The sequence below is a fragment of the Vibrio sp. Vb0598 genome (assembly GCF_033338935.1).
Taxonomy (GTDB): domain Bacteria; phylum Pseudomonadota; class Gammaproteobacteria; order Enterobacterales; family Vibrionaceae; genus Vibrio; species Vibrio alginolyticus.
This window is the reverse complement of sequence record NZ_JAWOTP010000008.1, coordinates 164,132-184,709: the sequence shown is the minus strand read 5'-3', so window position 1 is coordinate 184,709 and position 20,578 is coordinate 164,132. Positions and strand designations below refer to the sequence as shown.

20 protein-coding genes are annotated in these 20,578 nt (G+C 45.1%); 2 read left to right on the top strand and 18 right to left on the bottom strand.

Annotated elements, in window-relative coordinates:
• Window positions 1-4: 4 nt before the first annotated feature.
• The 6 genes from R7Q38_RS10990 to htpX all read right to left on the bottom strand — a co-directional run bounded on the left by R7Q38_RS10990 (window position 5) and on the right by htpX (window position 5,620).
• Window positions 5-1,261, bottom strand: a complete 1,257-nt coding sequence (locus tag R7Q38_RS10990) for a cyclopropane-fatty-acyl-phospholipid synthase family protein (protein WP_318114219.1) — start codon at window positions 1,259-1,261, stop codon at window positions 5-7.
• Window positions 1,255-2,073, bottom strand: a complete 819-nt coding sequence (locus R7Q38_RS10985) for a DUF1365 domain-containing protein (protein ID WP_318114218.1) — start codon at window positions 2,071-2,073, stop codon at window positions 1,255-1,257. Before R7Q38_RS10985 ends, R7Q38_RS10990 begins: the two co-directional genes overlap by 7 nt.
• A 1-nt stretch (window position 2,074) precedes the next feature.
• Window positions 2,075-3,385 carry an NAD(P)/FAD-dependent oxidoreductase gene (locus R7Q38_RS10980; protein ID WP_262652799.1) on the bottom strand — a complete coding sequence of 437 codons (1,311 nt, stop codon included), beginning with the start codon at window positions 3,383-3,385 and terminating at the stop codon, window positions 2,075-2,077.
• 12 nt (window positions 3,386-3,397) lie between these two features.
• Entirely contained in the window at window positions 3,398-4,123 is a 726-nt protein-coding gene (locus R7Q38_RS10975; RefSeq protein WP_262639269.1) for an SDR family oxidoreductase, read from the bottom strand.
• Complete coding sequence (locus R7Q38_RS10970) at window positions 4,120-4,539, bottom strand: nuclear transport factor 2 family protein (RefSeq protein ID WP_005378211.1); 420 nt, start codon at window positions 4,537-4,539, stop codon at window positions 4,120-4,122. The genes R7Q38_RS10975 and R7Q38_RS10970 overlap by 4 nt, the downstream gene beginning before the upstream one ends.
• A 211-nt stretch (window positions 4,540-4,750) precedes the next feature.
• A complete protein-coding gene (gene htpX / locus R7Q38_RS10965) occupies window positions 4,751-5,620 on the bottom strand; it encodes a protease HtpX (RefSeq protein ID WP_005388085.1) in 870 nt (289 codons plus the stop codon).
• Between the two features lie 473 nt (window positions 5,621-6,093).
• Here htpX and R7Q38_RS10960 point away from each other — a divergent pair, with 473 nt between their 5' ends.
• The gene (locus R7Q38_RS10960) at window positions 6,094-6,297 is read left to right on the top strand and encodes a hypothetical protein (RefSeq protein ID WP_054575128.1); all 204 of its coding nucleotides are present in this window, start codon (window positions 6,094-6,096) and stop codon (window positions 6,295-6,297) included.
• 81 nt (window positions 6,298-6,378) lie between these two features.
• Here the strand turns inward: R7Q38_RS10960 and bioD are convergent, their stop codons facing one another.
• The 4 genes from bioD to bioB are packed head-to-tail and all read right to left on the bottom strand — an operon-like array spanning window position 6,379 to window position 10,073.
• On the bottom strand, window positions 6,379-7,065 hold the full coding sequence (bioD, locus tag R7Q38_RS10955) for a dethiobiotin synthase (RefSeq protein ID WP_005378217.1): 687 nt from the start codon (window positions 7,063-7,065) through the stop codon (window positions 6,379-6,381).
• Window positions 7,062-7,883 carry a malonyl-ACP O-methyltransferase BioC gene (gene bioC / locus R7Q38_RS10950; RefSeq protein ID WP_318114217.1) on the bottom strand — a complete coding sequence of 274 codons (822 nt, stop codon included), beginning with the start codon at window positions 7,881-7,883 and terminating at the stop codon, window positions 7,062-7,064. The genes bioD and bioC overlap by 4 nt, the downstream gene beginning before the upstream one ends.
• Entirely contained in the window at window positions 7,883-9,034 is a 1,152-nt protein-coding gene (gene bioF, locus R7Q38_RS10945) for an 8-amino-7-oxononanoate synthase (RefSeq protein ID WP_318114216.1), read from the bottom strand. Before bioF ends, bioC begins: the two co-directional genes overlap by 1 nt.
• A complete protein-coding gene (gene bioB / locus R7Q38_RS10940) occupies window positions 9,021-10,073 on the bottom strand; it encodes a biotin synthase BioB (protein ID WP_151514668.1) in 1,053 nt (350 codons plus the stop codon). Before bioB ends, bioF begins: the two co-directional genes overlap by 14 nt.
• 130 nt (window positions 10,074-10,203) lie before the next feature.
• Here bioB and bioA point away from each other — a divergent pair, with 130 nt between their 5' ends.
• Window positions 10,204-11,484 (top strand): adenosylmethionine--8-amino-7-oxononanoate transaminase, encoded by a 1,281-nt coding sequence (bioA, locus tag R7Q38_RS10935; RefSeq protein WP_213905303.1) that lies wholly within the window; start codon window positions 10,204-10,206, stop codon window positions 11,482-11,484.
• A gap of 69 nt (window positions 11,485-11,553) precedes the next feature.
• On the opposite strand, the gene R7Q38_RS10930 is transcribed toward bioA, so the two are convergent.
• The 8 genes from R7Q38_RS10930 to lrp form a co-directional block, all read right to left on the bottom strand.
• Window positions 11,554-11,820: a DksA/TraR family C4-type zinc finger protein gene (locus R7Q38_RS10930; RefSeq protein WP_005437185.1), complete on the bottom strand. Its 267-nt coding sequence runs from the start codon at window positions 11,818-11,820 to the stop codon at window positions 11,554-11,556.
• 137 nt (window positions 11,821-11,957) lie between these two features.
• On the bottom strand, window positions 11,958-12,398 hold the full coding sequence (locus R7Q38_RS10925) for a hypothetical protein (RefSeq protein ID WP_151514666.1): 441 nt from the start codon (window positions 12,396-12,398) through the stop codon (window positions 11,958-11,960).
• Complete coding sequence (locus tag R7Q38_RS10920) at window positions 12,392-13,123, bottom strand: ATPase (RefSeq protein ID WP_151514665.1); 732 nt, start codon at window positions 13,121-13,123, stop codon at window positions 12,392-12,394. Before R7Q38_RS10920 ends, R7Q38_RS10925 begins: the two co-directional genes overlap by 7 nt.
• Before the next feature lie 206 nt (window positions 13,124-13,329).
• Window positions 13,330-14,637 carry a serine--tRNA ligase gene (gene serS, locus R7Q38_RS10915; protein ID WP_005378225.1) on the bottom strand — a complete coding sequence of 436 codons (1,308 nt, stop codon included), beginning with the start codon at window positions 14,635-14,637 and terminating at the stop codon, window positions 13,330-13,332.
• Window positions 14,638-14,728: 91 nt separating this feature from the next.
• A complete protein-coding gene (locus R7Q38_RS10910; RefSeq protein ID WP_242542049.1) occupies window positions 14,729-16,084 on the bottom strand; it encodes a replication-associated recombination protein A in 1,356 nt (451 codons plus the stop codon).
• On the bottom strand, window positions 16,085-16,711 hold the full coding sequence (lolA, locus tag R7Q38_RS10905; RefSeq protein ID WP_005388103.1) for an outer membrane lipoprotein chaperone LolA: 627 nt from the start codon (window positions 16,709-16,711) through the stop codon (window positions 16,085-16,087).
• Between the two features lie 61 nt (window positions 16,712-16,772).
• On the bottom strand, window positions 16,773-19,820 hold the full coding sequence (locus R7Q38_RS10900) for a DNA translocase FtsK 4TM domain-containing protein (protein ID WP_239932369.1): 3,048 nt from the start codon (window positions 19,818-19,820) through the stop codon (window positions 16,773-16,775).
• Between the two features lie 152 nt (window positions 19,821-19,972).
• Window positions 19,973-20,467, bottom strand: a complete 495-nt coding sequence (gene lrp, locus R7Q38_RS10895; protein WP_005378234.1) for a leucine-responsive transcriptional regulator Lrp — start codon at window positions 20,465-20,467, stop codon at window positions 19,973-19,975.
• Window positions 20,468-20,578: the final 111 nt, after the last annotated feature.

The following is a 20,578-nucleotide window of genomic DNA, read 5'->3' as shown; positions in this document are numbered from 1 at the left end:
CGAACTACGGGCGTTGAAACGTCATGTGAACTGCACTGATCGTGCGAGCCAAAAAGCCCCCTTCACAGTAGCTCAAATAGTAGCGCCACATACGCACAAAGCGATCGTCGTAGCCAAACGAGCGCACTTCATTCTCTGCTCGATTAAAACGTAGGTGCCATTCGTTCAGCGTCTTGGCGTAGTCCAAACCAATATCGAACAAGTCTCGCGTCACTAAGTCACTGTACTTTGTTGTTGCTTGGGTTAGTGAGGTTACCGACGGTAAAAAACCACCTGGGAAAATGTACTTCTGGATAAAGTCGACGTTGTTACTGTAGTAATCGTAACGCTGATCGGCAATCGTAATCGCTTGAATCGCCATCAAGCCACCGGACTTTAATAAAGACTCACAGACCTTAATGTACGAAGGCAGGAATTGTTTGCCCACAGCTTCAATCATTTCAATAGAAACGAGCTTGTCATAAGTGCCGGTTAGGTTGCGGTAATCTTGTTTGAGTAGAGTGATTTTGTCTTCTAAGCCACGCTCTTTGATTTTTTGCTCCGCGTACTCGTGTTGCTCTTCAGATATCGTTGTTGTGGTGACCTGACAACCGTATTGTTCGGCCATGTAAATCGCCATAGCGCCCCACCCTGTGCCAATTTCAACAACATGATCAGTGGGCTTCAGCTCAAGTTGCTGACATAGACGATCCATTTTGTTGATTTGAGCCTGCTCTAGAGAGTCATCCGCATGATTGTAAAGCGCCGACGAGTACAGCATATTGGTATCAAGGAACGCTTCGTATAGGTTGTTACCCAAGTCGTAATGCGCATGGATATTTTTACGTGAGTTCTCTTCAGAGTTTCTGTTTGACCAATGACTGAACTTGTACAGTATTTTAGTCAACCAACTGCCTTGCTCTTCGAGTTTATCTAGAGCACGCATGTTAAGGGCCATCAGTTTCATTAATGAGGTTAAATCGGGGCTATCCCACCACCCATCCATATAAGCCTCACCAGCAGCAATACTGCCGCCTTGCAAGATCCGTGAATAAAAGCCTGGATGTTTTACCTCTATAGTAGCGACAACAGGTTGACCACTGTACTCCCCATTTGGCGCATTAAAACGCTCGCTTCGCTCTGTCGTTTCCGTCTTAAAACTTTCAATAACTGTTAAGCAGCCGATTTCCATTTTTTGCAGACATTGAAAAATAACTCCGCGAGCCGCTTTTTGCGTTGTCGTCAATTTACGCGGCAATGTCATAGAACTAGTATTTAACATGCAGAATTCTCCTTGTGCTTTTTATTTTTTTTGTCTGTTTTTTCAGTATCGGCTTCTATTTCTTCATGCGTTGAATATTTAGGATGAGAATAAAAAGGTGCGCCTTTCACCCAAAGTTTTAATGCGTGCCAATAAATACCAACCATTACTTTTACCGTTTGTATTGGTGTAACGATCAAACACCTCAATAAGGTTTTGCTTGAAAGTGGCTTGGCTTTCATAACCATGGTGGAATCAAAGTGTTTCTCTCCTTTGTGACATTCAAGATGAATATTCAACTTGTCTGTCAAAGGTTTAATTCTCCAGCGGTAGAGTTGGTCAATCGGGTTGAATGGTGAAACATGGAATGCTTTATTTTGTTCCCAACCAAACTTTTCTTCTTCTTTATCTGCTGACACCACGTAGTAATGTCGTTCATTCCAAGGAGTGTTACTCACCTCTGCGAGGAGATACTTCCATTCTCCTTCCGTGTTATAAACGTAGTAGAAATTAACGGGACTGAAATAAAGTCCTAGATAACGCAAGTGACAGACTGCGATTACCTTGCCGGTACAGCGAACACCTGTCAGTTCTTCAATTTTGCTGTGCACTGCCGACTTGACGCTACCTTCACCAATGTAATCACTGCGCTTGAAGCGAGCCCAATGCCACCAACGCGAACCAAAACCCCATACTTTTTTCTCTAAAGCATCGAGCTCGTCTACATCGATGGCGGGCATAAATAAAGAGTAGTTCAACTCATGATTCACAGGCGTGAATCGACGGTGACGAACGTTGCCTATAAACAATCGGCTGTTCATTTGGCTATCCATATCACGCTGCGCCTTTTTCGAAAGGAACCACATTTTGTTCGCAGTACTTTTCTTCTAGTTCTTTCACAACATCAAGCGCGCTACGCACGCCATCTTCATGAAAACCGTTGTACCAATAAGCGCCGCAGAACCAGGTACTTTGTTTGCCCTGTATCTCATCTTTGCGCTGCTGCGCTGCAATAGACTCAGTGGTGAATACTGGATGATGATAAGTGAACGAACGCAAGACTTTATTTGAGTTAATTTTCTCAGTACTGTTCAACGTTACACAAAACGTGTGTTCTGATTGAATATGCTGAAGAATGTTCATGTTATAAGTGAGCGAAGGGAGGCGTTGCTGTTCCTCTTCACTGCCTTCCAATAGGTAGTTCCATGATGCCCATGCTGCCTTACGTTTTGGTAGTACGGCAGAGTCGGTATGAAGAACAACTTCATTTGCTTGGTATGTCATATCCCCCAAGATTTCCTGCTCAATTGGGCTGATATCCTCTAGCATTCTCATTGCTTGATCACTGTGACAAGCAAAGATAACGTCATCAAACCAATGCGTTTCTCCGCGAACTTGAACGCCAACCCCTTTTTCGTTGCGAACCACTTTTTCGACAGGACTATTAAGACGAATACTCTCGGCAAAGCCTTTGGTCAATGGTGGAATGTATGAACGTGAACCACCTTTAATCACATACCATTGTGGCCGGTTAGTCACATCTAGCAGACCGTGGTTGAGGAAGAAACGTAAGAAGAACATAAGAGGGAATGCGCGCATGTCAGCTAAAGTCGACGACCAAATCGCAGCCCCCATCGGTAATATGTAGTTATCGGTAAAGAAAGCACTGAATTTGTGTTCATCAAGGAACTCACCTAACGTCTGAGAGTGCGAGGATTGTTCGCTAGCGAAGCGCTTGGCAAGTTTATTGAAACGAAGTATCTCGAAGATAAATCGATAAAATTTAGGGTTTGCCCAGTTGCGTTTTTGAGCAAACAATGTCGACACTGTGTGGCCGTTGTACTCTAGTCCGTTCCCATCGTTTCTGACACTGAAACTCATTTGAGTCGGCAGACCTTCAACGCCAATCTCGCTCATCATTTTAATGAAATTAGGGTACGTACGATCGTTATAGACGATGAACCCAGTGTCTATCGCGTATTCTTTACCATCAAGGCTCACATCAACGGTTGCAGTATGGCCACCGATGTAATCGTTCGCTTCAAACAGCGTTACATCATGTTCTTTATGCAAGTAATAACCACAAGTAAGGCCAGAGATTCCCGTTCCCACAATCGCTATCTTCTTTCTTCCTGCTGTTTTCATTTTTATTCCTTCTTATGATACGAGTTTAGCAGTTAGGCGAGCTTGCCAACTGTATGGAAGTAACGAGATAAAACGTAAAATACTGGTAAATCTCGCCGGGAAATAGATATAGGTCTTGTTGGCGGCTAACTGCTTCCTGATAGATTCCGACGCTTGCTGAGTAGAAATGATCATTGGCATTTCGAAGTCGTTTTTGTCAGTCAACGGCGTTTCAACAAAACCAGGAAACACCGTTACCACTTTGATCCCTTTCTTTTTCAAGTCGACGGCGAGCGTGCGTGCAAAATAACTGACTGCCGCTTTGGACGCGCCGTAAGCTTCAGCACGAGGCAGTGCCACTTCTGATGCGATAGAGCCAACAATAACAATGCGGTGCCCTCTCTCTAAGTGCACTTGGCAGCCTTCGACGCAGTTAGCAACACCGACAACATTTACGTTCATCACACGCGCCATGAGTTTCGCGTCGACCACTCCCTCATCCATGTACTCACAATCGCCTGCGTTAAAAACCCATGTGTTTGGCGTAAAGGGCAAATTAGAGAGCGCCTGCTGAGTTTCCTCATAATTTGTCACATCAAACTGCAATGTATGAATTTTGGAGGAAACTGCCTCCAGTTCTGCAAGAACATCTTGATTCCGACCACAAGCAATCACATTCCATTCTGAGTTCGCGTAATCTAGGGCAAGCTGTCTTCCTATTCCGGAGGTGGCGCCTGTGATTAAGATGGTGTTGTTCATTGTCCTAACCTCTGCTTGATGGTTTTAACGACTGAACCAAGTAACGGTAAATGCTCATAGAGCATCTCTCCGAGATCAAAATAGTCTCGGTGATAAATGACCTGACCTTCGCTAAATTTGAGGTGCGAAACACCATTGACGAGAATAGGCGCACCCTTCTGAAGTTTGGGATGCTGAAGGTCCATTGTCCAAGTTAGGAAGCCTGTATCTCCGACTTGTTGATGCTCATGGATTACAAAATCACAACTGATGACGTTGGCATATAATGAGGTGAAATAATCCGAAAGTGCTGGCCATCCTTCTAAACGATGCGCTGCGTCCTCAAATACTACATCTTGGTGATATATATCCTTAAGCAGATGTAAGTTCGCTTTGTTGAGCTTTTGATAGATATTGCCAACAGACTGTATGTCCATTTTTTACTCCTACACGCCCATTAAGTTGTACAAAATTATTATATGTACAAGATAGTTCATTCCACCAAAGTTGTACAAAAATAATTTTGTATAACTTTATTTCTGTAAGTAGTACGTGATGAAGTTCGCACGCGATCAATCGGCGAAAAAAAAAAGGCTTGGTCAAAACCAAGCCTTTTCAGCAGATTAACAATTATTTAAGTAGGAACAATTAGTATTGCTGGCCTCGCAACGCTGCAATACGTTTATCTAGCGGAGGGTGGCTCATTAGTAGCTCAGTCAGCGACTGCTTGCCGTTGATACCAAATGCCATCATGGTGCCATCCAGTTGAGATTCATGACTCACCTTCAAACGCTCTAGAGCCGCAATCATTTTTTCTTTGCCAACGAGGCGCGCTGCACCTGCGTCCGCGTGGAATTCGCGATGACGGCTGTACCACATAGTCAAGAAGCTAGCTAGGAAACCAAATACCAGTTCAAGCACCATGGATACGCCAAAGTAAACCATCATATTTGTACCTTGGCCTTCTTCATCATCGTTCGACGCCACGATATTGGCAATAAAGCGTGATAGGAAGATAACAAACGTGTTCACGACACCTTGCATCAACGTCATCGTGACCATATCACCATTTGCAATATGGCTCACTTCGTGTGCAAGTACTGCCTCTGCCTCATCACGAGTCATATTGTGTAAAAGACCAGTAGAAACTGCGACAAGAGAGTCATCTCGTTTTGCACCTGTCGCAAATGCATTGATATCTGGTGAATCATAAATAGCCACCGTTGGCATACCAATACCCACTTGTTGAGCTTGACGACCCACAGTTTCGACTAACCAATGCTCCGTTTCGTTGCGCGGGCTTTCAATGACCATACCACCAACCGAGCGTAGCGCCATACCCTTTGACATCATCAACGAAATAAATGCGCCACCAAAACCAAATACAGCAGCCATTACAAGTAAACCTGACAGACTGCCTGGTTGCATTCCAGTTACAGCGTAAACAATATTCAGAACAACACTAAGCACTAGCACGACAGCTAGGTTAGTTGCTAGGAATAACATAATTCGCTTCATTACTTTTCTCCGAGGAAGCTTATCGTTTTTTTAAAACGGATTGTTATAAGGAACAAATGGTAATCGCTATAAAAGCCAATTCCGTTGATTTTCATGTTCCGTGCGTTATAGATATAGTCTATCCGCGATAAAAACAAGGTTAAGCAATAAATTGCAACATTTGTTTTCGGGACTGAAATATTTGATTCAAGCGATTTCAAAACATGCTTTGGTAGGAGCTGGAACCTCCGTTCATATACATTTATCAAAATGATGAAATAAGCTCTGAGCTACTCATCATCTATTGATAGATGATCTTGGTGTTAAATCTATCACCTCTTAGCAACTTAGCTAGAAATTTTTTAATAGACCAAAAACAGTACGTTAGCTCTGCTATAGACTTTGGTCTTATTGTGCGGCCACATGGACATGCTAAATTCGAATGAGATGAACAAAACAGAGCCACTCTAAGTACATTGCAAAAAGTGCATTGGGTGAGTTCAAAAACTCCATGTATTGAGGGAAAAACCATGGTAGAAACTAACGACTATCAAATGGCTATTGATTTACTACGTTGTCACCTAGGCATCTCAGAGGACGAGGCAAAGCAACAACTTGGTATTTCAACCGATCATCATATGTCTCAGCGTGTTGCAGAAACACAACAAGCATTGATGGGGCTCAGCCAAGATAAGTAATCTGACTTTTTAGGTTACACCAACAAGAAAGGGCTGCATTGCGCAGCCCTTTGGGTTTTTAGTCTTTTATCCTAAACACCATTAGTCAGTGTTTAGCAACGGCTCTACATTAATGTACTTGCCTAGCTCTTTGCGTTTAGCACTTGGAATATATGGAATTTCCCCAAGCTTAGGTGCATCGATACGTGCTTCTAGCATCTCGATAATGTCAGCGTAGTGCTCTGTGCCAGGGTTGACGCGGTTTGCCACCCAGCCAACAAGATTCAAACCATCCGCTTTAATACTCTCCGCTGTGAGTAAAGCGTGGCTCAAACAGCCTAATTTAATGCCAACCACCAGTACAACAGGTAACTGCTCTTCTTTTACCCATGTAGATAAACAGTCCGTATCGGATACTGGCACACGCCAGCCTCCAGCACCTTCAACGAGAACAACATCGGCTTGCTGCTTATGTTGAGCCAGTTTTTGACTCAGAACATCGTAACTTATTTCGACATGTTCATGCTTCGCTGCAATGTGGGGAGAAGCAGGCAACTCTAAAGCGTATGGGTTCACATCATCATAGGCCACATCGAGTGTTGCGGCGTCTTGTAAGTGTAAAGCATCAGAGTTACGCCATCCGGCTTCAGTCTTGTCACTCCCTGCTGCCACTGGCTTATAACCAATAGTGTTTAGTCCTTTTGCAGCGATCGCTTGCAAAATGGCTTTAGACGCTACCGTCTTTCCAACATCAGTATCCGTACCAGCAATAAAAAAAGCATCAATCATAGATGTATTACTCCAAAACAAACCTGATAACTTGCAGGTAGAAGACCTTGATCGTTTTTAAACGCTTGGTACGCATGCTCAACTTTTAACAAAGTCTCGCGACTAGTTAAACCGTGTGAGCGCCCGCTTACGTGATTTGCACCTATACCTTTGAGGTCACGCATAACTGAAAATGCAGAGTCATACCAAACTGTGATGGTGGTCAAGTCTAGTTGATGGCTGTCACATCGAGATTGCGCTAACGCAATTTTTACCTGATTGAGCGTTAGAAAGTTATTGACGTGTTGATATGCATCAATTTTTTCCCATGATGCACGCAGCTCATACAGTGATCCATCAACCAGTGTAGAGAACCATGCTTTCCCACCATTTTTTAGCACGCGGCGCACTTCTTTTAGTGGGTAACTTAAATCTGTACACCATTGCAGCGCTAAACTTGAAAACACGTAATCGAAGCTATCATCGTCAAATGGTAAGTTTTCAGCATCAGCAACTTGGTAATGCATTCGTACTGTACCACAACGCTGCTCTGCTTTATCTAACATGGCTTGAGAGATATCGCCGCAGACTACTTCCGCACCGCGTTGTTGAAGTAGTTGGGAGAAATAACCCGTGCCACAACCTAAATCCAATACACGTTTTCCCGTCAAGTTTTCAGGAAGTTTATCAAGCAGCTGATGCCCGACATCACGTTGAAAAGCCGCATGTTTATCGTATGTTTCTGCTGCTTTACCAAACGAAGAGGCAATCGCGTCTTTATCTTGATGGAAACTCTCTAACGCGAGCGTTTGCGCTAATGCGGTAGTTGCATTATCCATCACAGCGCTCCTAATGCTTGCTTCAATGCGATTGAAAGCGTTTTAACTTGTTCATTAGTGTGATTGGCAGTGAGTGTGATTCGAAGACGAGACGTTCCTTTAGGCACCGTCGGAGGGCGAATAGCAGTCACCCAAATACCGTTTTGGCGACAAGCACCTGCTACTCGCAAAGCCAATTCAGATTCACCAATCAAAAAGGGCTTAATCGAAGTTTGAGTCTCAACAAACCCCTCAAGGTCGCTAAGGCTATCTCGATACACTTCACTAAGCTCAGAGAGCTTTTCACGTCGCCAAGACTGCTCTTGAACCATCGAGACTGCATGAGTCAACGCATACGCTTGTGCTGGTGGTATCGCCGTGGAATACACATGGTGACGAGCAAACTGAGTTAAAAAGTCCCCCGTTGCGTGGTCACATAAAATAGCCGCGCCAGACATACCAAACGCTTTACCGAAGGTAACGACCAATAACTCAGGCTTAACCGCGGCAAGCTCGCAAGAGCCACCACCGGATTGACCAAGAACGCCAATACCATGAGCGTCATCGACAGCAAACCAAGCATCATGACTGCGGGTGGCTTCAGCTATATCGCTGAGCGGCGCACAATCACCGTCCATGCTGAATACCCCTTCAGTCACAACTAGATGGTTGTCTTCGCTATTCAACAGCGATTTTAGGTGCTCGATGTCGTTATGTTTAAAGCGCTTCATTTTAGCTGGTGACAACGCCCCCGCTTCCATCAATGAAGCATGATTCAAACGGTCTTGGATCAATACGTCTGACTTTTCTAACAAGGTGAACAACAAGGCTTGATTAGCACTGAATCCAGAACCAAACAGAATTGCTCTATCGTAACCCAGCCATTCGGTCAGTGCGGCTTCTAAATTGCAGTGCGCGGCACTAAAGCCAGTCACCATCGGTGATGCTCCACTGCCACTGCCATATACGCTTAAACCTTGCTGCCAAGCACGAACAAGCGCTTGGTCATTGGCTAAGCCCAAATAATCATTACTTGAGAAGTTGATGTAGCGTCTGCCTTCGTGTTCCAAAACGGACTGGTTACCGGCAAACACCACATTCATAGAACGATTCAACCCTTGCGTTTTACGCTCAGCAAGGGCGGACTCGATACGAGATTTAAACGCTGGCATCGTAGAAAAGGTCGTCTTTTGTCGGACGGGCAGCAACGCGCTCTACGACGCGATCGAGTAACTCGTTTTCTTCGATTTCATCAGGCTTTTGAGACACCTCTTGACTGTTAATGCCGAGCTTATTGAACAGCATCATGTCTTTGTCTTCAGAAGGGTTTGGCGTTGTCAGAAGCTTGCAGCCGTAGAAGACGGAGTTTGCACCCGCCATAAAACACAGCGCTTGCATTTGTTCGTTCATGTTTTCACGGCCAGCGGATAAACGAACGGCTGATTGAGGCATCATGATTCGTGCAATCGCAATCAGGCGAATGAAATCGAAAGGCTCAACATCATCCACTTCTTCCAGTGGTGTCCCCTTTACCTTCACGAGCATGTTGATTGGAACGCTTTCAGGGTGTACCGGCAAGTTAGCCAATTCAACCAACAAACCTGCTCGGTCGTTAGCACTTTCACCCATACCGATGATGCCACCGGAACAGATCTTCATGCCAGCATCACGAACATGAGACAAAGTATCTAAACGGTCTTGATAAGTACGTGTGGTAATGATGTTGCCGTAAAATTCAGGAGACGTATCTAGGTTGTGGTTGTAGTAATCCAAACCTGCGGTTGCCAGTTGTTTTGCTTGATCTGGCGTCAACATGCCTAATGTCATACACGTTTCTAAACCCATGCTCTTCACGCCTTTGATCATGTCGGTCAAATGCGGCATGTCACGCTCTTTTGGATTTTTCCATGCTGCGCCCATACAGAATCGAGTAGAACCAGCATTTTTGGCTTTTTGCGCAGCATCGAGTACGCGTTCTACTTCCATCAGACGCTCTTTCTCGATGTCTGTGGTGTAACGAGCACTCTGAGGACAGTACTTACAATCTTCTGGACAAGCACCTGTCTTAATCGACAGAAGCGTGCTTACTTGAACATGGTTGGTTTGTTGATATTGACGATGTACAAGCTGCGCTTCGAATAGGAGATCCATGAATGGTTTTTCCATGAGATCGCGCACTTCAGCATGCGTCCAGTTATGACGAACTTCCACGTGTATTCCTTTAGTCACTTTTGTTGTTGTGTTGACAGTCTACTGAGTCTCGATAAACTGTCAACACAACACAAAATAATAAAGTTTACATCTGTTTATTTTTTAATCTTAACTGTTATTGGAATCGCACATGGATCTCGCCTTCGACCGCCAGCATATCTGGCATCCTTACACTTCGACATTGACACCTCTGACCTGCTACCCAGTGGCATCAGCAAGTGGTGTTCACATTAAATTGGAAGACGGTACTGAGCTTGTCGATGGCATGTCTTCTTGGTGGTCGGCGATCCACGGCTACAACCATCCGCATTTAAATCAAGCCGCTCACCAGCAAATCGATCAGGTCTCTCACGTGATGTTTGGCGGGATTACCCACCAGCCAGCAATCAGTTTGTGTAAGAAGTTGCTATCCCTAGCCCCAAGTAATCTTGAACATGTATTCCTTGCCGATTCAGGCTCCGTTGCCGTAGAAGTCAGCTTAAAAATGGCACTGCAATATTGGCATGCAAAAGGCGAACGCCGACCGAAGTTTCTTACTTTGCGACACGGTTATCACGGCGATACGTTTGCGGCGATGTCGGTTACCGATCCTGACAACTCAATGCACTCTCTTTACAAAGGCTTTTTGCCTGAACATATCTTTGCGGAGTCACCAACTTGTGGTTATTGGGATGAATGGAAGCCAGAGGACCTTACCGACTTCGAGCACAAGATTGAAACGCTCCACCAAGAACTTGCTGCGGTGATCCTAGAACCTATCGTTCAAGGCGCGGGCGGCATGCGTATCTACCATCCAGAATTTCTCAAAGGCGTGCGTAGGCTTTGCGACAAATACGGTTTGTTATTAATTGCAGATGAGATCGCAACCGGATTTGGGCGTACTGGTAAGTTGTTTGCTTGCGAACATGCAGATATTCAACCAGACATTCTGTGTGTTGGGAAAGCACTCACTGGAGGCTACATGACTCTCTCTGCGACCCTGGCGAGCAAACACGTTGCGGATACCGTTTGTGGTGGTGATGCTGGGTGTTTTATGCACGGTCCAACCTTTATGGGTAACCCACTTGCCTGCGCTGTTGCCACTGCAAGTTTGGAATTGATTGAACAAGGTAACTGGCAACAGCAAACCCAACAAATCGAAGCACTGTTTTCTGAGTTACTGCCAAAACTTGAAGAATACGAGTTGGTGAAAAACACCCGTTGGTTAGGTGCCATTGGCGTAGTGGAGACGCATCTCCCTGTGAATATGGAAGCCATCCAAGCCTTGTTTGTTGAACACGGAGTGTGGATTCGTCCATTTGGCAAACTGATTTATATGATGCCGCCGTTCATCAGCAAGCCAGAAGATATTGAAAAGTTAGTGAATGCGATTGATGCTGCGTTACAACGTAAAGACTGCTTCGCTTCATAGTTCAATTGAACATGAAAACGGTTTGAGTATGAGACTCAAACCGTCTCGTTATTTATTAGAGCAGTAAAGTTATCGGAGTTGACTGTCTTTACTCGCTCGTCTATTGAACAATGCTTGGCGTTGAGACACCAATTCGATTGTTGACTGACATTCGATACACAAACGAACGCCTTTCATAGCAAGACGACGCGCTTCCGGAATCTCATCACCACACTCATCGCAGTAATGGGCGCTCTCACCCTTTGTGATACTGCCACGAACACGGGAAATCTCGTCGTCTATTGTGTTTTGAATTTGTTGGCTGACGCTATCGTCATTTGCCCACCCTACGGCCATAAGCCCTCCTCGTTACTTGAATGAGAAAATCTACTTACCGTGATAAGGTGGATAATTATATCGATCACAAATAGCAAGATAATTAGGATAAATTCGAAAACACTATTACGTTTTAGTAATAATTACTCTGTAATAGATTATTCGGTACTCTCACGGAAAAGCAATGCAAGGTTACTCCTACTCCCTTCCTCGCATTCAAAATACTGCGTTTGCTCAGGCTCTATCAAAGTAACACTGAGTATCTTCTCTACCTCATCAAACTCCTCGCTAAAGTACTCACTGACTAATATGACGCGCTCACCAATACTAAATTCCAGTGACTTCTCATCTACCAATGCTCGATGGTAATGTTCGACACGATAATCTTGAGGTTTTATCCGCTGTAAAACTGGGCTTTTATTCGCAATAGACTTATAAAGGATAAGCCCGCCTTTAGCTTGATCTATCGAAATACTAAAGTTCATAGTTTGGTTTACTGAACATTCAAAGACTTTTCTAGGCGAGGTATCAGCGACAGCAAACGTACTCACCATCGCTACACCTAAAAAACAAATAACCGCCAATCGTTTCATTACCATTCGGCCAACACAGTAAATAGCGCTTGATCAGACATGCGAGTTAATACATAGCCGTGTGAAGAAGAATACGAGCCACTGAGTACGCTATTCTCTTTCTCAATAACGATATCCTCAATGCCGTCAGCGTTGTAATCCCCTTTTGCCATAATCGTAATGACTTGAAAACCATCGGTCGCGTCGAAGTACTCTGCTCTCACCGGACTGGCGACCTGAGTTCTTTGGATACGGTCCACTTCATCCCACGTTGATAGTGCCTTTACTTTCTCAGCGCTTTCGTTAGAAATAACAAAAGCAAGCGCACTTGGAGCTAAACTAGGAAAGCTATCATCTAACTTAAATTTCGATATATATGAGCGCTTAGAGGCAGCTAACTTTGCCATCTCACCCCATGTTTGGCACTGCGTTAAATACGCTTTAAACGCACCGTATTCATAAGCTTTAGCCGCAGTAAAACCCGCTGAGCTTGCATTAGCTAAGTCTTGGCAATTCGATACCAATTTTTCTTTGTCAGGCGCACGTCTCAATTCAAGTTCATAGCCCCAGTCGAATGAATTGCGCATATCTATATTTTCTTTGGAAGGTTTCGCTACCTCACGTGCGAAAAAGCGGTCTGTTCGCTCACTATCTAAGTATTGAGGCTGGATAAGTTCGCTTGCGACAACCCTACCGGAAACGAGCAAGGTAAACGCAAAAATAACACGTAATAAAAGATGATTTACTGGCATAACATTTCACAACAAAGACAAATGAGGACGTTAGCTTGTCACGTGAAAAGCCGCTTAGAAAAATATCATTTATCTCGTACTGCCAAATTCTGGGCGAGTTCGTCACTAATACGTGTGCTAATTACATAACAACGTATTTTCACTCGACGCAGATAACAAAAAACCCAGCACTAAGGCTGGGTTTTGGTGTTCTAGTGGTTAATGAATTAACCGATGTGCGTTGCGCCCGCCATGTACTTCTGAAGTACTGTAGGGATTGCAATGCGGCCGTCTGCTTCTTGGTTGTTTTCTAGGATAGCAACCATTGTACGACCTACAGCAAGACCAGAACCGTTAAGCGTGTGTACAAGCTCAGGTTTCTTCTCGCCTTTACGACGGAAACGCGCTTGCATACGACGAGCTTGGAAGTCCCACATGTTAGAACATGAAGAGATTTCACGGTAAGTTTCTTGAGCAGGAACCCAAACTTCTAGGTCGTAAGTCTTACGAGCGCCAAAGCCCATGTCACCTGTACATAGAACCACTTTACGGTAAGGAAGCTCAAGAAGTTGTAGAACTTTCTCAGCATGACCTGTTAGCTCTTCTAGTGCGTTCATTGAATCTTCTGGCTTAGTGATTTGTACTAGCTCAACTTTGTCGAACTGGTGCATACGGATCAGACCACGAGTATCACGACCGTAAGAACCTGCTTCTGAGCGGAAACATGGCGTGTGCGCTGTCATCTTAATTGGTAGATCCGCTTCGTCAGAAATCGTGTCACGAACTAGGTTCGTTACAGGTACTTCTGCAGTAGGGATTAGAGACAGTTTACGAGGCTCTTCGTCGTTTACTTTTTCCGCTAAAGGCTCAGTGTGGAAAAGATCTTTACCGAACTTAGGAAGCTGACCAGTACCGAATAGGCTGTCAGAGTTTACTAGGTAAGGTACGTACATTTCTGTGTAGCCGTGCTCTTCAGTGTGAAGATCTAGCATAAACTGAGCGATTGCACGGTGTAGACGAGCGAATTGGCCTTTCATCACGATGAAACGTGCGCCAGTGATCTTAACTGCACTGGCGAAGTCTAGACCGTCGCCCATTTCGCCTAGGTCAACGTGATCTTTCAGTTCGAAGTCGTAAGACTTTGGCTCACCCCAACGAGAGATTTCAACGTTGTCGTTTTCATCTTTGCCATCTGGCACTTCATCTGCTGGGATGTTTGGTACAGAAAGCGTGAATTCGTCTAGTTGAGCCATTACTTGCTCAAGTTCAACTTTCTTCGCATCAAGATCGCTACCTAGCGTACCGATTTGTTTCTTGATCTCTTCTGCGCCTTCTTTGTCGCCAGCCGCCATTTTTTGGCCGATTTGCTTGGAGATGGAGTTACGCGTGGATTGTAAATTTTCTACTTCTACTTGAATGGACTTACGTTGTTCTTCAAGTTTACGAATAGTATCTACGTCTAGCTTAAAGCCACGACGCGCCAGTTTAGCAGCTGTTTCATCCAGCTCTGTACGAAGTAATTTAGAATCCAGCATTGTTAATCCTATGCTTTTTGTTGTGAAATCACGCGCACTTTCCAAGCGTACGCGTTAAAAAAATTTACTGAACAAATGTATCCAAAAACGCCTACTTTTCATAGCGCTTTTGTGGGCTATTTGCGTCTAAAGTAGCCAAGTAATCTAACTTTTCGCCGATTTTGGTCTCTAGACCACGATTTGTCGGCTGATAGTACCTACGATCGCCCATTTCAGGTGGCAAATATTGCTCACCTGCTGCGTAAGCACCAGGCTCATCGTGAGCATAACGATACTCAGCCCCATAACCCATGTCTTTCATCAAACTGGTTGGCGCATTTCGAAGGTGATGCGGCACTTCATATTCAGGTAAGTTATGAGCGTCCGTGAGCGCTTGTTTCCATGCTGTATACACCGCGTTACTTTTTGGCGCACACGCTAAGTACACGATCGCCTGTGCAATCGCACGTTCACCTTCTGCTGGACCAACGCGCGTAAAACAGTCCCACGCGGAGAGTGCCACTTGCATGGCTCTAGGGTCCGCATTGCCGACATCTTCCGATGCTATCGCAAGTAATCGACGGGCAATGTAAAGAGGATCACATCCCGCTGCAATCATACGTGCAGCCCAGTAAAGCGCCGCATCTGGGTTAGAGCCACGAATCGACTTGTGGACCGCAGAGATTAAGTCGTACCAGATATCACCTTTGTTATCAAAGCGAGAGACTTTCTCCCCTGCTACTTCCGCAAGCAACTTAAGCGTGATCTCTTTTTCACCTTGCGCATTGTCTTCTGCCATGTCGTAGAGCAGCTCAAGATAATTGAGAGACATGCGAGCGTCACCGTTTACCAGTTCTGCTAGGCGGTCTAATACGTTATCAGCGAAGTGTGCAGGTGTGTTACCCAAGCCACGTTCTTTATCGCTGATCGCTTGATTCAGCGCCAGTGAGATTTCATCTTTATCGAGAGACGTTAGCTTGTAGACACGTGCACGTGACAGCAATGCGTTGTTTAACTCAAACGATGGGTTTTCTGTCGTCGCACCAATAAAGGTAACCGTGCCATCTTCGATATGCGGTAAAAACGCATCTTGTTGAGATTTGTTGAAGCGATGCACCTCATCCACAAATAAGATGGTGCGGCGGCCCGCCATTTTGTTCTCACGTGCTTTCTCGATTGCAGCACGGATTTCTTTCACACCAGACGTTACCGCAGACACACGCTCGACTTCAGCATTGGCATAGTTTGCAGCCACTTCCGCTAATGTCGTTTTGCCTGTGCCTGGTGGTCCCCAAAGGATCATAGAGTGAATGTGACCCGCCTCTAGCGCACGGCGCAGTGGCTTACCAGGGCCTAAAATGTGCTGCTGTCCGATGTATTGCTCGATTGTTTCCGGTCTCATACGAGCAGCAAGGGGACGAAAATCTTCGTCCCCCGAGAAATCTAATGTGTAATTACTCACTACCAATTAATTCCTTTGGTCATCCACTTCCACACCTTTTGGAATTGTGAATGTGAATCTGTCTGCTTTTGGTTTACCCAGCTTCACGTTGTTAAAGGTGAACAAACCTTTTTGACCGTCTTGCTCAACCACGTTGAAGCCTTTCACGACACCTTTGGCATCAATATTAATCTGGAATTGACCTTGTGTGGAGTCTACTGCGGTAGGAATGAGAGTGAACTGGTCACCTTTTTGAGATATTTTGTAGTTATTCCAATCACTTGCACGGTTACGCGTTAGCAAAACAAATGGCGTTTGCTCTGTTGCTTGCTCTTGCCAGTAGATGCTCACTTGCTCGATGAATGGGCTGTAGTACCACAATGTCTTACCGTCAGAGACCAATAGGTTCTCATCAGGGAATGTTGTACTCCAACGGAACAGACTTGGGCGGGCAATTTCAACCGTACCTTCTCCTTCCATCACCGTTTCGCCTTCAGGGCTGATAACCTGCTGAGAGAAATCTGCACTAAAGCCATCATTCATAGAAAGGCGTTTGTTTAATTCATCTTTAGGAGATGCTGCGTGTGCAGTAGAGAAGAGGGAAAAGCTTAAAACAAGCGCGGAGAAAAGTTTCGCTGAAAATAGTTTTTTCATTCAGATACCTATTATTAGAACCACTCACCTCAGTTGGACTGAGGTGAGTAACACAAGTTCATTAATCTTTTGGTGGCGCAGGTGCCAGTACTTCACGGTTACCGTTATGACCCGGAGCACTTACGATGCCCTGCGCTTCAAGCTGCTCTACAATACGGGCGGCACGGTTGTAACCTATCTTAAATCGGCGCTGAACACCGGAAACCGAACCTCGACGTGATTGAACCACGTGCTCAACAACTTGATCGAAGAGCGGGTCTACATCTTCATCCGCTTCCATTTGCTCACCTGGCAATAGACTTTCTGGAGTTTGATCTCCACTGATGATCTCTTCAATGTAGTTCGGTTTACCACGCGCTTTCCAGTTGTTTACAACAGCATGAACATCATCATCTGATGCAAATGCACCGTGAACACGAGTTGTATGACTTGATCCCGGCGGTAGATACAACATATCACCCATACCAAGTAGTGATTCTGCGCCGCCTTGATCTAGGATTGTACGAGAGTCCGTTTTAGTCGATACCGTAAACGCAACACGAGTTGGAATGTTCGCTTTAATTAGACCGGTAATAACGTCAACCGATGGACGCTGAGTCGCAAGAATTAAGTGAATACCTGCCGCACGCGCTTTTTGCGCCAAGCGAGCAATCAGTTCTTCAACTTTCTTACCTACCACCATCATCAGGTCAGCAAATTCGTCAACAACAACGACGATGTAAGGCAGCTTTTCTAGCAATGGCGGTTCAGTATCCATGCTGTCGCCTTCCTGCCAGAACGGGTCATGGATTGGGTGGCCCGCTTCTGCTGCCATCTTCAATTTTTCGTTGAAGCCCTTCACATTACGTACACCTAATGCCGACATCAATTTGTAACGACGTTCCATCTCGCCCACACACCAACGTAGAGCATTTGATGCGTCTTTCATATCAGTCACAACTTCAGAAAGAAGATGAGGGATACCTTCATAAATAGAAAGCTCTAGCATTTTCGGGTCAATCATGATGAAGCGTACATCTTCTGGACCTGCTTTATACAGCATGCTCAAAATCATCACGTTCACACCCACCGACTTACCAGAACCTGTTGTACCTGCTACTAACACGTGAGGCATCTTCGCAAGATCGGCCACCACAGCTTCGCCCGCAATGTCTTGACCTAACACAACCGTTGTTGGTGACGTTGCTTGCTCAAACTGAGGGCTACTGATGACATCAGATAAATAGACCGTCTGACGACTCATGTTTGGCAGTTCCAAACCGATGTAAGGCTTGCCAGGGATTACTTCCACGACACGTACCGCCATCGCAGACAATGCACGCGCTAAGTCAGTTGAAAGACCAGAAATACGACTTACTTTCACCCCCGGCGCCAAATCAAGCTCAAAACGAGTGATCACTGGACCAGGATAAATACCAACCACATCGGCTTTGATTTTGTAGTCAGCGAGTTTGCTCTCTACCAATCGAGCGACCTGCTCTAACGCATCACGGTCGATAAAGTTTTCACGTTTTTCTGGATGATAAAGCAACTCGAGCGTTGGGAGTGGCTCTTCCGGAACTGGCAAGTTTTCTTCTTTCTGTACCAAAAATGGGTTCTGTGTTGCAGCGACTTTGGCTTGCGCATTGGAAACCATATCTTGGAATGCGGTAACGTCTTGGTCGTTGTCTTGGACCTCTTCTACCTCCACTTTTTGAGGTGCAGGTTCAAATGTTGTTGAAGGTGTTGCAACTTGCTGATGAGGCGTTGTTGGCTGTACTTGCTGCGCAGGCTGAGACTCCACTTCGTCTTCATCATCTAACACATCAAAGTCAGAGATCGTAGGCTCAATATGTTGGCTCGATTCCGTTTGCGCCGTGATGCTATCTAATACAGCAGAATCAATTGCAGGCTCTTCATGTACAGGATGCTCAATACTTGGCTGCTGTACTTGCTCTGCTTCAAATTGTTCGTACTCCGCATAATCTGGTTCAACACTGATCGGTTCTTCTGTAGCTGTATGTTGCTCGACATAGGAAGAATAAGTGTCTGCAAATGATGGGGCAGCCTGTTCTTCAGTTCCCCAGTCATCTGCTTGTTGCGCCGCTGCTTCAAGCTCTTCTATCGTAACATTCAGTTGCTTGGTGCGTTCCAAGAGCGGATCAACGTTATCAGTGTTAACCGTATGGATAGGTTGTGTTTGAGGCTCAGGTTCAGAATAAACTGGCGCAGCATTAACCGTAGCCTTGCGTTGTGGTGGAGTCGGTTCTACCATCGCCTGTTCCGCAGGCTTATCAGGTTTAGCTTGCGGCATATAAATAGGATACTCATGCGCTGGCGCCGACTCTTTCGGTTCATCGACATCGTACGCCGTTAAATGAGGAAGCGGCTCATCATCAATTTCATGGTCTACATTATGTTTAGGCGTAGAGACTTTATCTTCTACAAACTCATCAAGCTGAGGTTCTAAAACTTCCTGCTCTGAACCTCTTGCCTTATTTGCAAGCGCGGCAATTAGTGCTAATGCACGATCACCAAGCCATTCCACGATGTTAAGCCATGAGATGCCAGTGAAGAGCGTAAAGCCCGCTCCCCACAAGAACAGCAGTACCAATGTGGTACCGAGTACATTTAATGTAGGTAAAGCGAGGCTAGACAACACATCCCCGACCACACCTCCGGATGAAAAATACCAAATGTCATCAAAATTAATATCGGCAAGACCGCAACTGGTCATAATAAGGACGACAAGACCGAGCAGCCTTGTACCCCATAGCATGAAATCAATGGGCTCATCTTCTCCTCGTTTACGGCAAATCACCCATGCAGCCGCCGCTAGCAAGAAAGGGATTGGGTAAGCGAGAGAGCCAAATGTGAAGAATAGAGTATCGGCTAGCCAAGCGCCGAAAAGGCCACCAGCATTATCGATATCCCCTCCCCATGCGGTTTGGGACCAAGAAGGATCGGCCGGACTGAAGGTAAATAGTGCAACCGCAAGCAATACCGAGCTAAGAACGCCAACGATAAAGCAGCACTCTTTTAAGCGTTGGAAGCCATTTAAGCGTGAAGACTGGGGCTCTTCACTGGTTTTGATAATGGTTTCGACTTTCTTTGCGTTCTCTTTGAACATAAATCAACTTGAATATGGAAATGAAATAGGAAATTGCAAAACATTCCGAGCGGCATCAAGCCGCTCGGTAAATTGATTTAACCATATCAAGGAGAAAAACCCAATTACTCTCTGGCGAAAGCGGAAGCATATACCGCTTTCTTTGCAAGAAATTAACGAGTTTTGATCACAAGCTGGTTAGATTGTTTCACTTCTTCCATAACAACGTATGTGCGAGTGTCATTTACGCCAGGTAGACGTAGTAACGTATCGCCCAATAGTCGGCGGTAAGCACCCATATCTGATACACGGGTTTTAAGAAGATAGTCAAAGTCACCTGAAACAAGATGACACTCTTGTATGTCGTCTAGCTTTTGAACAGCTGAGTTAAACTGCTCAAACACATCCGGCGCACCACGGTTTAGCGTAATCTCAACGAATACTAATAGTGATGCATCCAGGAACTGCGGATTCAATAATGCAGTATACCCTGTGATATAACCCTGACGCTCTAAGCGACGTACACGCTCCAAACATGGCGTTGGAGAAAGTCCCACACGTTTTGAAAGCTCAACGTTTGAAATACGACCGTCTTTCTGCAGCTCATTAAGAATGTTGCGGTCGATACGGTCTAGTTCCTTGGACGGCTTTTTATAGTTGTCTGCCATTTTTTATTCCACCTTATTACTTCCTTGCAAAAAAATATACTACAACTTTTTAATATTTGGTGCCAAATTTTACAAATCTATAACTATACTAGTTATTAATTCGACAATAAC